The 14,094-nt window shown below is 63.4% G+C and carries 14 protein-coding genes; 9 read left to right on the forward strand and 5 right to left on the reverse strand.

From position 1 onward, the window contains the following. Positions 1 to 117: 117 nt before the first annotated feature. The 6 genes from FIF60_RS08420 to FIF60_RS08445 all read left to right on the forward strand — a co-directional run bounded on the left by FIF60_RS08420 (position 118) and on the right by FIF60_RS08445 (position 7,185). Positions 118 to 1,665: an acetolactate synthase large subunit gene (locus tag FIF60_RS08420; RefSeq protein ID WP_144185620.1), complete on the forward strand. Its 1,548-nt coding sequence runs from the start codon at positions 118 to 120 to the stop codon at positions 1,663 to 1,665. Positions 1,666 to 1,677: 12 nt separating this feature from the next. Further along, positions 1,678 to 2,769: a glycosyltransferase family 4 protein gene (locus tag FIF60_RS08425; protein WP_239451555.1), complete on the forward strand. Its 1,092-nt coding sequence runs from the start codon at positions 1,678 to 1,680 to the stop codon at positions 2,767 to 2,769. Positions 2,770 to 2,881: 112 nt separating this feature from the next. Then, positions 2,882 to 4,243: an ABC transporter substrate-binding protein gene (locus FIF60_RS08430; protein ID WP_144185621.1), complete on the forward strand. Its 1,362-nt coding sequence runs from the start codon at positions 2,882 to 2,884 to the stop codon at positions 4,241 to 4,243. 143 nt (positions 4,244 to 4,386) lie between these two features. Beyond that, positions 4,387 to 5,193, forward strand: a complete 807-nt coding sequence (locus FIF60_RS08435) for a carbohydrate ABC transporter permease (RefSeq protein WP_239451556.1) — start codon at positions 4,387 to 4,389, stop codon at positions 5,191 to 5,193. After that, positions 5,190 to 6,077, forward strand: coding sequence for a carbohydrate ABC transporter permease (locus tag FIF60_RS08440; protein ID WP_144185622.1), 888 nt, complete (start codon positions 5,190 to 5,192; stop codon positions 6,075 to 6,077). The genes FIF60_RS08435 and FIF60_RS08440 overlap by 4 nt, the downstream gene beginning before the upstream one ends. A gap of 4 nt (positions 6,078 to 6,081) precedes the next feature. Then, positions 6,082 to 7,185: an ABC transporter ATP-binding protein gene (locus tag FIF60_RS08445; RefSeq protein WP_144185623.1), complete on the forward strand. Its 1,104-nt coding sequence runs from the start codon at positions 6,082 to 6,084 to the stop codon at positions 7,183 to 7,185. Here the strand turns inward: FIF60_RS08445 and FIF60_RS08450 are convergent. The 4 genes from FIF60_RS08450 to FIF60_RS08465 form a co-directional block, all read right to left on the reverse strand. Beyond that, complete coding sequence (locus FIF60_RS08450; protein ID WP_144185624.1) at positions 7,182 to 8,057, reverse strand: NAD(P)-dependent oxidoreductase; 876 nt, start codon at positions 8,055 to 8,057, stop codon at positions 7,182 to 7,184. The two genes, FIF60_RS08445 and FIF60_RS08450, sit on opposite strands and share 4 nt — an antisense overlap. 6 nt (positions 8,058 to 8,063) lie before the next feature. Then, positions 8,064 to 8,459, reverse strand: a complete 396-nt coding sequence (locus FIF60_RS08455; protein ID WP_144185625.1) for a carboxymuconolactone decarboxylase family protein — start codon at positions 8,457 to 8,459, stop codon at positions 8,064 to 8,066. A gap of 21 nt (positions 8,460 to 8,480) precedes the next feature. Beyond that, positions 8,481 to 8,996: a thiamine pyrophosphate-dependent enzyme gene (locus FIF60_RS08460; protein WP_239451557.1), complete on the reverse strand. Its 516-nt coding sequence runs from the start codon at positions 8,994 to 8,996 to the stop codon at positions 8,481 to 8,483. 68 nt (positions 8,997 to 9,064) lie between these two features. After that, positions 9,065 to 9,607 carry a thiamine pyrophosphate-binding protein gene (locus tag FIF60_RS08465; protein WP_239451558.1) on the reverse strand — a complete coding sequence of 181 codons (543 nt, stop codon included), beginning with the start codon at positions 9,605 to 9,607 and terminating at the stop codon, positions 9,065 to 9,067. A 197-nt stretch (positions 9,608 to 9,804) separates the two neighbouring features. Here FIF60_RS08465 and FIF60_RS08470 point away from each other — a divergent pair, with 197 nt between their 5' ends. Genes FIF60_RS08470 through FIF60_RS08480 form a run of 3 tightly spaced genes read left to right on the forward strand, consistent with a single transcriptional unit; the run spans position 9,805 to position 12,979 of the window. Continuing rightward, entirely contained in the window at positions 9,805 to 11,307 is a 1,503-nt protein-coding gene (locus FIF60_RS08470; RefSeq protein WP_144185627.1) for a hypothetical protein, read from the forward strand. Next, entirely contained in the window at positions 11,304 to 11,996 is a 693-nt protein-coding gene (locus tag FIF60_RS08475; protein WP_144185628.1) for a hypothetical protein, read from the forward strand. Before FIF60_RS08470 ends, FIF60_RS08475 begins: the two co-directional genes overlap by 4 nt. Beyond that, entirely contained in the window at positions 11,993 to 12,979 is a 987-nt protein-coding gene (locus FIF60_RS08480) for a transglycosylase SLT domain-containing protein (protein ID WP_158639122.1), read from the forward strand. Before FIF60_RS08475 ends, FIF60_RS08480 begins: the two co-directional genes overlap by 4 nt. A 7-nt stretch (positions 12,980 to 12,986) precedes the next feature. Here FIF60_RS08480 and FIF60_RS08485 read toward each other — a convergent pair whose 3' ends face one another. Beyond that, positions 12,987 to 14,006: an NAD(P)/FAD-dependent oxidoreductase gene (locus tag FIF60_RS08485; RefSeq protein WP_144185630.1), complete on the reverse strand. Its 1,020-nt coding sequence runs from the start codon at positions 14,004 to 14,006 to the stop codon at positions 12,987 to 12,989. Positions 14,007 to 14,094: the final 88 nt, after the last annotated feature.

A 14,094-nucleotide genomic window follows, 5' to 3' on the forward strand; every position in this document is an offset into this window, starting at 1 on the left:
CTTAGTGCTGGGGGGCTCACTCGCCCCGTGGTCGGTATTGCGCCACAGTGCTAAGGCTCGCGCCAGACACGCGAAGCTTGACGACAGCGCATGGATGGATGGGAGGACGCGGACGATATGAACGGTGCCGAGAGCCTTGTGCACACTCTGCTGGCCAGTGGCGTAGACACGTGCTTCGCCAATCCCGGTACCTCGGAAATGCACTTCGTCGCCGCGCTCGATCGCGTACCTGGCATGCGGTGCGTGCTTGGCCTGTTCGAAGGTGTCGTCACTGGTGCAGCGGACGGCTATGCCCGCATGGCGGAGAAACCAGCCGCAACGCTGCTGCACTGCGGTCCCGGTCTGGCAAACGCTCTTTCGAACATCCACAACGCGCGGCGGGCGCGCTCACCAATGGTCAACATTGTCGGAGACCACGCGACTTACCATCGCCCATGGGACGCGCCCCTCACCTCCGACGTCGAGGGTGTGGCTCGGCCGTTCAGCGACTGGCTGAGAACCGGCCTGTCGGCAAGGAACATCGCGGCTGATGGCGCCGCCGCGGTGCAGGCCGCCCGCTCGGCACCTGGTCAGATCGCAACGCTGATCCTTCCTGCGAATACGGCCTGGGAGGAAGCCGATGATCCCGTAGCGCCACTTCCTGTCGCCGCTCCCACCGCCGCGTCGCCCCAGCAAGTTGAAACCGCGGCGCGCCTCCTGCAGCGTAACGGCTCGAAAGTCGTGCTGCTGTTGGCGGGGGCTGCTCTCCGTGAGGAGGGGCAACGTGCGGCATGGCGCATCGCCTCGGCCACCGGTGCCAAGGTGATGGCCCAGATGTCGAACGCGCGCATTGAGCGTGGTCAGGGCCGCTACCCGATTGAGCGGGTCCCGTACCCCGTCGATACGGCCCTTGCAGCACTGGCGCCCTACGCGACGTGCATCCTTGTCGGAGCAAAGCATCCGGTCGCCTTCTTCGCTTACCCGGGAAAGCCTGGGTCGCTTCTCCCAGAGGGTTGCGAGGTCCACGTCTTGGCCCGACCGGATCAGGACGTCGCTGCGGCCATCGAAGACCTTGCTGATCAGGTGGCCGCCGGAACCGCGGCTCCGATGCCGAACGACGGCCCGCGCCCAACCGCCCCCGGGGGTCCGATAACTTCGGAAGGGATCGCGAGGACAGTGGCAGCTCTGATGCCTGAGAATGCGATCATCGTCGACGAGGGCGTCACAACCGGGCGCGGCTTCTTCCCGGAAACACACAACGCGCCGAAGCACGATTGGCTCCAGCTTACCGGCGGCTCGATCGGAGAGGGGCTCCCGCTCGCTCTCGGCGCATCAATCGCGTGCCCGGAGCGTAAGGTGATCGGCCTCCAGGCTGATGGGTCGGCCATGTACACCCTTCAGGCGCTTTGGACCATGGCCAGAGAAGGCTGCGACGCGACGATCATCGTGTTTTCGAATCGGAAGTATGCGATCTTGCGTCAGGAACTGATGAATGTTGGTGCCAATCCCGGCCGAACTGCACTTGATATGCTCGACTTGGGGAATCCTGATCTTGACTGGGTCAAGTTGGCTGGTGGGATGGGTGTCGAAGGCGCCGTCGCCGGAGACTTGGACAGGCTTGCGGATCTCATGCGCCAAGCGATGGCTCGACGCGGCCCCTTCCTGATCGAGCTTCTGGTCCCCTGAGCCGGGGCTTGCGTGCTTCCTGTTACCACCCACGCATTGCTGGGCCATCTGGCGTTCTGCGCCATGCTTGCCCTTGTATCGGCCATCGTCGTCCGAGGAGTGATCGCTCTTCGCCTGATGGACGTTCCGAATACAAGGAGCGCCCATGAGCGCCCGACACCCAAAGGTGGTGGCCTGGGGATCGTGGTTGCAACATTGGTTGGGCTGTCGGTGCTCTACCTTCGGGCGGACACAGCACGCATAGCCGACCCGTATTTCATCGCCGTCATCGGGGGAGGTGCGGCAATCGCGGCAGTTTCGCTGGCCGATGATGCCCTTGATTTTTCGTTCTACTGGAAACTCGTTGCCCAGCTTTTTGCTGCCGGACTGCCCATCGGCTTCGGCTTATCGCTCGATCGTCTGTTTCTGCCATTCGTTGGCGAGGTTCCCCTCGGAGGCGCGGCAATTCCCTTTACCCTGCTGTGGATCGTCTTTGTGACAAACGCAATGAACTTCATCGACGGCTTGAACGGGCTTTGTGCGGGCATGGCAGCCATTGCGGCGGGCTTCCTTGCTGTCATCGCCCTTTCTGAAGGCGGCAGCTTTGTCTATGCAGCCTCGCTTTTTCTGTGCGCCGGATGTCTTGGCTTTCTTCCGTTCAACTTCCCATCGGCACGCATCTTTCTCGGCGATGTGGGAAGCCAATTTATCGGGTACATGCTGGCGATCCTTGCGGTCGCTGCGGCGCGCTTCGAAACCACGCAAGTCAGCTTTTTCATCGTTCCGCTGCTGATTGCAATGCCGCTGTTTGATGTGGTCTTCACGCTTTTTCGCCGTGCGCTCGCAGGCGAGGGACTAATCCACGCTCATCGCGGGCATCTGTACCAAATGCTGGACCGAACGGGCTATCCGCGTGCTGGCATCTCGCTCATTCATTGGGGATTCACCGCTGCGATGGGGCTCGTCGCATTCCAGTTCCTCCGCCTGACGCCGCCGCAGAAACTGATCCTCTACCTATTGGTGTTGGCGGCGCTCACTGTGTATGCGCTGTGGGTATCTGCACGGGCACGCCGGGCCGGAATCGTGAACTGGTCGCGCACGGTCCAGCGTCCGCCCATCAATTGACAGAAAAAACATTCCGTACCTACGCTTTAGACAGGACCGTCGAATGGCGTGAATGTCGGACGCGTAAAGGCCCGCATAGATGGGTCAGGTTAAATGAGGAGGAATCGTTCGCATGACAGGCACACCGAGACCTGGAGTTCAACGTCGCGGATTGCTGGCCGCGGCCGGCGCAGCCGCATTGTCGGCTCCAGCGCTCGCCCAAGGAGCACCGCGTGTCGCCCGCGTGTGGGGCGAGCCCGGACCATATGGTGGCGTTTTCGTTCAGGGAATGAACGAATGGGCTCAGCGGAACAATGCGAATGTCCGCTTTGAAGTCGAGCAGATCCCGTGGGACGGCGTTACGGTCAAATTGACAACCGACCTCGCAGCGCGGCGGCCACCGGCTCTCATCAGCGTGGAAAGTCCCATCGCGTACCAGCTCGCCGCCGAAGGCCTGCTCGAGCCTGTCGATGATGTCTGCCAACGCATAAACGCGCGGCAGCGGCTCGTGGACGGCTTCACCCTGGAGTCGTTCGGAGCTTGGAAGGGTACTCAATACGCGGTTCCCGTTCACCACCAAGCGTGCCTCCTTGTTGTTCAGAAGAACCTCATCGACGAGCTTGGGCTTGGTGACCCGGCATCATGGAACTGGGATAGCTTTGCGAACGCTGCAAAGGCCATCGCGGAAAAGAAGCCAGGCATGGCTGGCTACACGATGGCGCTCGGGCGGAACCTGTGTGCGGATTACCACATCACGCAATTCGTCTGGCAGGCGAATGGAATGACCTGGGATCCGTCAGCCAGCTTCCGAACGGTCTTCAACGGTGGGGGGACGGTTGAAGCGTTCGACTACATCCGGCGCCTGTTCTCATATATGCCGCGTAGCGCCGTCGAGTTTTCGTTCCTGCAAGTCGTCGACCAGCACGTGACGGGACGAACCGGCATGTCCGCGTATTGGGGGCGAACCATGGGACGGGCGGCCGAGGAAGCAAAACCGATCTTCGATGGAATGGAATACTATCTGAACCCGGCGCATCCGAGCACCGGCATGCGGTGGTCATGGACCGACATCAATGGTTGGATCATTCCGCGGCGCGATAATCCTTTCGTGGCCGAGACTAAAGAAGCCGTTACTTATGTATCAAACAATGTGGATTGGATGGTTCAATATAGCCAGAGTCTCATGCCGAACGTGGGTCCAGTGTTCAAGGACGTAGCGACCGCCCCCTCCATGTTGGCCCATCCCTTCTACCAATCGAAGGGGCGCAGCCTTGACGTAATCTTCACAGAGAGTGTCCCCCATCAATGCAATACCGGCTATGAACTGAAGAAGGGCATCAACCCCCTTGCCGGGATCGCTCATGGACGCAGCGTCTGGGCGCAGGCGGTGCAACGCATGCTGCTGAACAACGAGACGCCCCGACAGGCTGCGGATTGGGGCCAGCGGCAGTTTGAGGCAATCCGTTCGGACAACGCCAGGCTGATTGCCGGCTGACAATGCCGCTTCCCGCGGCCGGCATGGAAGGCAGCGCGACACACACGCGTCGCCGTTCGCGTGTTCGGCTCACCGACACTCACGTCGGTATCCTCTTCATGTTGCCGTTCGTCGTGACGGCTTCCGCGTTCATGATATGGCCGGTGATCGAGGCCATCCGGATGGCGTTTGTTTCGTATAATCCCCTTCGTCCGGATGACGTGACATTCGTCGGCTTCAGAAACTTCGAGGTCATCCTTGATGACCCACTCTTCTACGAAAGCTTTTGGCAGGCGATCGTTTGGACGGGGTGGTCCATCATTCTCCAAACGGCATTTGGTGTCGGGCTGGCTCTCTTGCTGCATACGCAGCTTCCGGGGATGGCCGCATTCCGGGGTCTATTGCTGTTCCCTTATATCGTTCCCACCGTCGTCATTGCGCTAAACTGGCGATGGATATTCAACAGCGAGATCGGCATCATCAACTACTTCCTGCTAGAGGCGGGACTCATATCGCAAAACATTGCGTGGCTCTCTACGCCCAATATGGCGATGGCGTCCGCAATCCTTCTTAACGTCTGGAAGTATACGCCCTTCGTGATCATTTGCGTGCTCGCAAGACTGCAGACCATACCAACAGAACTCTACGATGCAGCCAAAGTTGATGGCGCCGGCAGCATCAGAAGATTCCTCGACATTACCCTCCCAATGCTCAAAGAAGTTTTGGTTGTTGTCATCGTGTTTAGAACAATATGGACGTTTAATAAGTTTGAGGAAATATACCTCCTAACGCGTGGTGGCCCCGGCACATCTACGTTCAACCTAGCGGTATATGCATTCGAGCAGGGAATGGCCAATCTTCGGCTTGGTGTGGCGGCCGCTACCGGGGTGATCATGATTGTTCTGCTGCTGGTCGGAAGTGTCATATACGTGCGGTTGTCAGGATTTGGCTCCGAGGAGAAGTCTGCATGAATCTACGAGGACTGCTCGGAAGGTTTGTGCTGTATTCCCTGCTGGTGATTGTCACGACCATAGTTTGCTTCCCACTTATATGGGCCCTCTCCACATCCTTGAAGCCGAAGAGTGAGATTTTCGCGTGGCCTCCCACGCTTTGGCCAAACGAATGGACCCTCGAGAATTACTCGGCGCTTTTTGCTGGAAAGCAGGCTTACTTTCAGGGGGGCTCGGCTTCTGCGGGAGCTGTACCACCTTCCGCATTCTTCCTCGATTGGTTCATGAATTCGGTCATTGTCGCGGTCGGCACAACTGCGATCAGTACGATTGTTTCCACGCTTGCCGCGTACTCATTGACGCGGTTTCGCTTTCCGGGTCAGCGAGTGGTCCCGTACCTGGCTCTGGTGGGATATATGGTTCCATCGATCATCTTCGTGTTCCCAATGTTCTTGGTGATGGCCGATCTGAGTCTGACGGACACTCTGCTGTCTTTGGTCCTCGGTTATGTTTGCATCACGCTGCCCTTTTGCATGTGGCTGATGTGGGCCTTCTTCAGAGGCGTTCCGGTCGAGATCGAGGAGGCCGCGCTCGTCGATGGCGCGTCCCGGTTGCGCGTTTTCGTTGAGATAGTTCTCCCAACCGCATGGCCGGGCATCGTTGCGGCTGCGATCTTCACACTGATAGTGTCATGGAACGACTATCTGTTCGGACGGGTGTTCATGAACAGCATGGAGAACCTGCCGCTTACGGTCGGTGTCATGCATTTCTTCGACGGCACCCACGTCGACTGGGGGCTGATGATGGCGAGCTCAGTGCTGATGACGGTGCCGATGGCCGTGCTGTTTGCGTTGCTGCAACGCCATCTCGTGGCTGGCTTTGGTGCTGGAGCGGTCAAAGGATAGTCGAATGGAGGTACGCCTCGAGCGATTGTCGAAGTCCTTCGGGGCTAATGCCGTCCTGAAGGCCCTTGACCTTACGTTTCCGGAAAGGAAGTTCATCACGCTGCTTGGACCGTCTGGCTGCGGAAAAACGACGCTATTGCGCCTGATCTCCGGATTGGAGCGTGCCTCAAGCGGTTCGATTCACTTTGGCAGCGAACGCGTTGATCACCTGGCTCCTGCCGACCGAAACATCGCAATGGTCTTCCAGTCCTACGCGCTTTACCCAACGATGGACGTTGCGGCCAACATTGGGTACGGCCTCAAGGTCCGAGGGGTCCCGACGTCGGAGCGTGTCGATAAGGTCGGCGCGGTCGCGAAGGTTTTGGAGATTGCTCATCTGCTCGCTCGCAAACCGCGCGCTCTGTCGGGCGGCCAACGGCAGCGCGTCGCGTTGGGGCGGGCTATGGTCCGAAAACCCGACATCTTCCTGATGGATGAGCCTTTATCCAATCTGGATGCCAAGCTACGCGCAACGATGCGTGGAGAGCTCAAGCGGTTTCATCTCGACCTGCAGACGACGTCTATCTATGTCACGCACGATCAGCTTGAAGCGATGACTATGTCGGATCTCGTCGCTGTCATGAATGAGGGCGTTGTCCAGCAATTCGCAACGCCGGAAGAAGTATACGATCGCCCCGTGAACCTGTTCGTTGCAGGATTCATCGGCAGCCCGCCCATGAACTTCTGCGATGTGATCGTGACGGAGCAAGCCGGCCGCGCGGCACTCGTGCTTGCTGGGCGATCGTTTCCTTTGCCCGATCACTTCAATCTGTCGCGTTTGGAGGAAGGACGCAGGTTGGTGTTGGGTATCCGACCCCAAGACGTCGTGCTCGCCGAACGTGACGACCCTCATGCCATTCCGGGCTCGGTGTGGATGGTGGAACTGATCGGTAGCGAACGCCTCGTCGAGGTGGAGGTCGCTCCCAAAGTTCGGGTCTGCGCTGAGGTCAAAGCCGAGGTGAGGGCGGTCCTTGATTCGCCGGCAGCGGTTGCGTTCAACCCGGCGAAGATTCACCTGTTTGATCCGAAGACCGGGCTCGCCCTTCCGCGGTCGGATGGCCCTCTCTAAATATCGAGAAGTTTGGCTATCGCCGTATGGTCGGCGCCGGGGCCCAGCGCGGCTGCGGCCTCGGCCCAGCGTGCGGCCATCTCCTGGGCAAGAGGCGCGCTCACGCCGACACCCTGAGCCAATGAGGCGGCAGCGGCGACGTCCTTCGCCATGAGCCCGATGGCGAACCCGGCAGCAAACTTCCCCGAGGTGACCTGCTGCTTGAGCTTGTGCTCCGTACTGTTGTTCTTGCCCGTCGATGCGTTCAGCACGTCGACGAGGATGTCGGGGTCCAGCCCAAACCGGCGGCCAATCGCGAGCGCCTCGACGGCCGCCACGAGGCCAGCGGCGGAGACATAGTTGTTCAGCGCCTTCATCGCATGGCCTGCACCGAGAGCACCGCACCGGAAAACCGCACTGCCCATGCAGGAAAGCAGAGGGCTGACCCGCTCGACCGCGTCAGCATCGCCGCCGACCATGATCGCGAGCGTCGCATCGAGAGCCTTCTTCACTCCGCCTGACACTGGCGCATCGACGAGACCAAGTCCGCGCCGAGCGAGCTGGGCTCCGAGTTCTCGCGTGGCCAGCGGGTCTGACGAGGACATATCGACAATCACGGTGCCCGGAGCCACATCCTGCAGCGCGTCCCCCTCGAGCAGCACGGACCGAACGGCCCGCGCATCCGGTAGCATGGTGATGACGACCGCAGCGTCAGAGACTGTCTCCCGCGCGCCGGTGCCGATCGCTACGCCGGCACTATGTCGGGCGGCTTCCGACACGTCCCATCCCAGAACACTGTAGCCCTTGGCGGCAATATGCCTGGCCATCGGCGCGCCCATCGTGCCGAGTCCGATAAAGGCGATCTTCGCGGGAGCGACGATGGGCGCCGACATCGACGATCAGATTCCGCGTTCGGCGAAGACGCTCTGCGCCACCTTGAACGCATCCAGGCTTGCGGGGACGCCACAGTAGACGAACGCCTGAAGGCACACTTCCTTGATCTCCTCTTTGGTGATGCCGTTGTTCAGCGCACCGCCGATGTGGAGCTTCAACTCGTTCGGTCTGTTCAGAGCGATGAGCATCGCCAGGTTGAGGAAGCTTCGCGTCCTGCGATCGAGCCCAGGCCTGTTCCAGATGATCCCCCAGCAGTACTCGGTCGTGAACTCCTGGAAGGCCGTCATGAAGTCGTCGGCTTTAGCCAGCGACGACTCCACGTACTCCTTGCCGAGGACCGCCTTGCGGACCTCAAGGCCTTTGTCGAACAGCGTCTGATTGAAGAACGGGTCCTGCGGCATAGCGGTCTCCCTCGTGTGCGATCAGGCCGGTGTCAGGCCAAGGTTGGCGCGAAAACGGTTCTTCAGATACGCGCCGTCACGGGTGGGCAGCGTCTTCGGAAGCGGCTCCGAACCGACGACTATTCGAATGAAGCCTGGCCCCGAACCTGCCGCAAGCTTCGGCGCAAGCGTTCGCAGCGAAGCCTCGTCGGTGGCCGTTGCCGTCCACGCGAACCCACACGCGGCAGCGACTGCGGGGAGATCCGTGCCGAGGCTCGTATGGCTCTGCTGCATCCCGGTCTCTCCGAAGTGGCCATTATCGAGAACGGCCACCGTCAGATTGGCGGGCCTCTGCGCCGCGACCGTCGAGAGCGCACCGAGGCCCATGAGAGCCTCGCCATCCCCCGTCAGCACGAGCACCGGGCGCCTTGGCTGCGCAATCGCGAGGCCCAGCCCCATCATTGCCGCTCCCCCCATGGCGCCCCACAGGTAGAAGTTTCCGTCGTGATCCCCAGCGTCAAAGAGGTCATAGGCAGGCGTGCCGAGACCCGCGATCACCAGGAGATCCTTTGGCCGGTCATTCAGCAAGGCGCGAACGGCAGGCCGTCTGGCCAGCGGCGACGCGGTCATTTCCACACCTTCCGTCCAATCAGTCGCTGCCCGAGCAGGATTGCCACTGCCTGTTCGGCGCCGAACGCCAAGTCAGCCGCGGCTGCCACGACGTCACCCACCTCCTCGGGGCGTTCGACACGGAAGCAGCGCACACCCATGGCCGTCAGCACCGTCTCGGTCGCCCGGCTCATCGGAACCTGCCATGGGTTGAATTCGGCCCATTCGCCTCGCATGGTTACGAGAAGCAGCATCGGCAGCCGGCAATTCTCGACGAGCGAGAGCATGTTGATGCAGTTGCCGACGCCGGAGGACTGCATGAGCAGGGCCGCGCGCTCGCCCCCGAGCCAGGCCCCGGCGCATGCAGCGACGCCCTCCTCCTCGGTGGTGAGGACAACCGCGCGTATGTCTGGATCCCGGTGGGCGAGTTCGATTGCGCGGGCATGGCCGGCATCGGGCACGTAGTGGATCTGCCTGACGTCCGCAGCCTTCAGCGCGGCGAACACCGCATCCTTCCAGGCTACCGCTGCCGTATCCGACCCTTGGGTCATTGCATTCATCCTGTCTCTCCTCCGCGGCCGCACCTTCGCCTGGAACACACGCCTTGCCAACCCAACGCGGCTCGAGACGTCAGGATCAGGCGCGGCGGCACGCAGTACGTGCAGGCTGCGATTGACACGCGGCCGTGTGCGCAACGATGCTATCCCGGAAGGGCTGGGGACCATCGACAAGCCAGGCACGGGAGAACCGTCACACCGTGAACCGCGAAGCTGCCCTCGCTGCCATCAAGCTCCCGTTCCAGATCGTGATGGTCGGCGTTGCGATCATCCTTGTGCTGAAGGCGGCGCAATGGATCGACGTGCCGGGCGTTGGCACGCTCGCCGCTGCGCTCGATCGCGGTGAGGGCGTGGCAAACCTCGCTGCTTTGCTCGTCTTCCTCATTGGCATCTCCGTCGGCGTGTTCATGTGGTGGCTTGCCGGAAACTTCTTCCGACTGTTGCGGGACCCGACCATCCCGCCTGACCGGCTCGCCAACCTCAAGGACCTGCCGCTGGCGTTGCCGGAGGGCACGATCCGGGCGCTGCTCGCGCTGATTGTTGGCCTGATCGGCCTGCCACTGCTTCTCTTCGCCAACGCACTGAGGCTCGACGCCGCAATCGCCGGCTACATCAACGGCATCGTGATGAGCGTGTTCGCGTTCTATTTCGGCACCCGCTCCGGAGCTGGCGACGCGCAGACAGCGAGGCAGCTGGCCGGCACGTTGTCGACCGTCCAGGGAGAGGTTCGGGCTGCCGAGGCGCGGGCCAGCGCGGCCGAAGTCAGGGTCGGCACCGCCGCCGAGGACGCGACACGACCGACCAGGCTGCAGGACGGAATCGCCAAGGTCGACCGGCATCTCGCCGCAGCCGAGGTGCTCGTCAACGTGCTCGGCCCCGCCCTGCCAAAGGGGGTGCTGCCGGAGGGTGCGAGCGACCTCATCAAGCGTGCGCGCAGCGCCGCGGAGGGCGCACGCGCGATCGCAGGCGGCGAGATCTCCGAGGCCTCGGTTGGCGCGGTGCTCAAGGCGGGACAGGATCTCCTCGGCGGCTCGCCGGTCGGCAGCCTGCTGGGCAAGGCCGCAGGCGCGCTGCCCGGCATGGGCGCGCTCGGCCCCGTGGCCGGTGTCGCGATGGTGCTCGGTCTCGGCTGGCAGCTTGGCTCGGCCGAGTATCGGCGTTGGCGTGCGCGAATCCTTGCCGCGCCATACGAAGGAACGCTGATCGATTTCGGCGTGATCACTCCGAGTTCGGCAGAGATCCGCATGGAGCGCTGCGCGATCTTCACGCGCGTATTCGCCGAGAAGCGTCACGAGCCGGGGTTCTTCGCCACGCTTCTGGATATCGTCGCGCGCGACGATGCCGCTGACCGGCTCTGGACCATGTTCGGCGGGGATGCCGCATTGTTCGAGAGCCGCGAGGAGATGCAGGCGGGGCTGGACGAGTTCCGCCGCGCGTTGCTTGCCGAACAGGCCGCCAACGACGTGAAGCCCGACACCGTTGCAACGGTTGCTGCCACGCTCGGCGTTGCGCCGCCACCGATCGAGGCTGTGAACAAGGTGCTGGATGGCGGCGTGCTCAAGGACGCGACCGACGAAGAGAGGGCTGCTCTCGAGGCGCTCGTCATGATGGTTGGCAACCTGCGCGAGAAGAAGGTGGACCCCGCCTCGGTCATCGCCGATCTGCAGCGCGCCACGGCAGCCGAGGGAAGGGCGGGGCGATGATCTGCAGGGTGATCCTCGCCGCCGTCGTGCTTCTTGCCGGATGTCAGCAAGTGGGCCGTGTGCTGGATCCGGACGTTGCGCAGCTCGAACGGTATGATGCCGCGCGGAAGGAGGGTCGGCTCCGCGACATCGCCAACGAGCCCGTCGCCGCCTCCTGCACCGCTGAGAAGCAGGCTTGCGGTCGTCTCCACGCCATCCGTGCCGAGGCCTGTCTTTCCCTGGCCTTGGCCGATCGCGCGGCGGGAGCGGCCTGTCCTGCCGCGTCGCCGTCACGGCGAGCGGATCTCGACTGCGCCGCTTCCGAATACGCCGCAGCGATGGCGTCGACCGCCTCGGGCTTCACGCCTGCCGATCAGGGCGCGCATCGGCTCGGGCGGGCGCAGGCTCTCTACTGCCGCGCGGAGCTCGATACCGTCGCCTCCGGTGTCCCGTTCGCGCGCGAGTCGGCCCAGGTCGCCGCTGGGCTGCCGCCACCGAAGCGCGAAGCGATCGGCGGCTCCGCTGCACTTTTCCTCGCCCGACCCGGTGCGGGTGCCGACGCGGTTCGCTGCGAACGCGCGCGCGAGGCAGGCCGGCTTGCCACGGCCGGGCTGGCGGCCAATCCCGATGCCGAGGACCGGGCCCTGCTCAGCCGCCTTGCGAGCGATGCCGCCACCCGCCGCGCCAGCATCCCGGGATGCGGCCCATGACATCGACGCTTGCCCGCGAGCTGTCGTGGAAGTTCCCATTGATGCGTGGAGACGATGTGCGCGAGGTCCAGCGCGCCCTGATCCGGGACGGCTCGCTGATCGGCAGTGCAGACGGCATCTTCGGCCCCGCGACGCATGACGGCGTCGTCGCCTTCCAGCGAAAGCTGCGCGCGCGCAACCCGACAATCGATGTCGACGGCATCGTAGGCCGCGACACCTGGAGTGCGCTGTTCTCTAACCGCGCCTCCGCCGATCCCGTACCCCAGATCCGCGTCCCTCCATCGGCGATCGCCGATCAAGGGGACTGGCGCGATCTCATCCGCCCCTATGTCGAGCGCCTGTCGAAGCGGCACGGGGCGCCACAGCAGGCGCCCGGCGGGCAGACCTGGCGCCTGACGTCGCAGGGCATCGTAGTCGGTGATGAGACCAAGGCGCGGCGCAGCGGCGGCGAGCCGCAGACGCTCACGCGAATCTGGCGCGACTTCCGTGCGCCCATCGAGAAGTGTGCGGCGGCCTACGGCGTTCCGCTCGAGCTCATCCTGGCCACGATTGCAACCGAGAGCGGCGGCAATCCGAACGCTCTTCGCGAGGAGCCTGGCTTCACCTCCGACGAGGCAACGCCCCATCGGGTATCGCCGGGCCTGATGCAGACCTTGATCAGCACCGCGCGCGGAACGCTGAACGACCCCTCGATCGACCGCGCCAAGCTGCTTGACCCGGAGACGTCGATCCGGGCGGGAACCGCCTATATCCGGCAGCAGGCGCGGATTACCAATTTCGATCCGCCCCTCGTTGCCTGTGCCTACAATGCGGGCAACTGCTACCCGCAGGAGGGCTCGGACAATCCATGGAGGCTTCGCCAGTACCCGATCGGCACCGGCAAGCACGCCGACCGCTTCGTCGCGTGGTTCGGGGATGCGCTCGAGGTCGTCAGGGCGAGCCCGCCGCAGGAGACGACGCCGAGCTTCGCTAGCCTCCTCTAGCCTGCGATCAGGCGGCGGCCGGCACGCCCTTGGTCGTGCTGTACTCGAAATGGAGCGCGACGTCGGGGTAGACGAGCGGGTGGATCGCGTGTGCCGCCATGGCGCATTCGGAGAAGCCCTGGAGGATCAGCTTGAGCTTGCCCGGGTAGCTTGCCACGTCACCGACGGCGAAAACCCCCGCCACGTTCGTCGCGCACGTCGCTGCGGCGACGGTGATGTGGTTCCGATCGAGCCCGAGCCCCCAATCCGCGATCGGGCCGAGTTCCATCGCAAGCCCGAAGAACGGCAGAAGGATATCGGCCGGGATGACCTGCGTCTCGCCCTTCAGGGTGGCGACCTCCACCCCGCTCAGGATGCCGTTCGCGCCATGGAGCGCGAGCAGCTGGTAGGGAACGACGAGCTGAACCCGCCCTGCCTCGGCCAGCGCCTCCATGCGCGACACCGTCTCGGGTGCTGCGCGGAACTTCGGGCGTCGATGCACGACGGCGACGGACGCGGCGACATCGGCAAGGCTGACGGCCCAGTCGACCGCCGAGTCGCCTCCGCCGGCGATCACCACCCGCTTGCCGCGGAACGCCTCGCGCCGCTGCACGGCGTAGAAGACGCTCGACCCCTCATACTGCTCCAGCCCCTCGAGCGGCGGGCGGTTGGGGCCGAACGCGCCTGCGCCTGCGGCTATGATCACGGCACGCGCAAGGATCGTGTCGCCCGCGCTCGTCGTCAGCCGTAGCCGGCCGTCGCCCTCCCGCGCCAACGTCTCCACCCTGCGCCCGAGCCGATAGTCCGGCGCGAAGGGCGCGGCCTGGGCGATCAGCCTCTCGATCAGCGCCGCGGCATCGATCGAGGGATAGGCGGGGATGTCGTAGATCGGCTTCTCGGGATAGAGCGCGATGCACTGGCCGCCGATCGCGTCGAGCGCATCGACGACGACAGACCGCATCTTGAGCATGCCGCACTGGAACACCGCGAACAGCCCGACGGGGCCCGCGCCGATGATGCATACGTCGGTTTCCGTCGCTGCCGCCATGATCGTCTCCTGCGTCGGTCCCTGGCATAGATACGCCGCTGCCCCGGTCGCGCAAGCCGGCCGGTGGTGGCAGACTGGGCGATGCGAT

The organism is Elioraea rosea (assembly GCF_007644105.1).
Taxonomy (GTDB): domain Bacteria; phylum Pseudomonadota; class Alphaproteobacteria; order Acetobacterales; family Acetobacteraceae; genus Elioraea_A; species Elioraea_A rosea.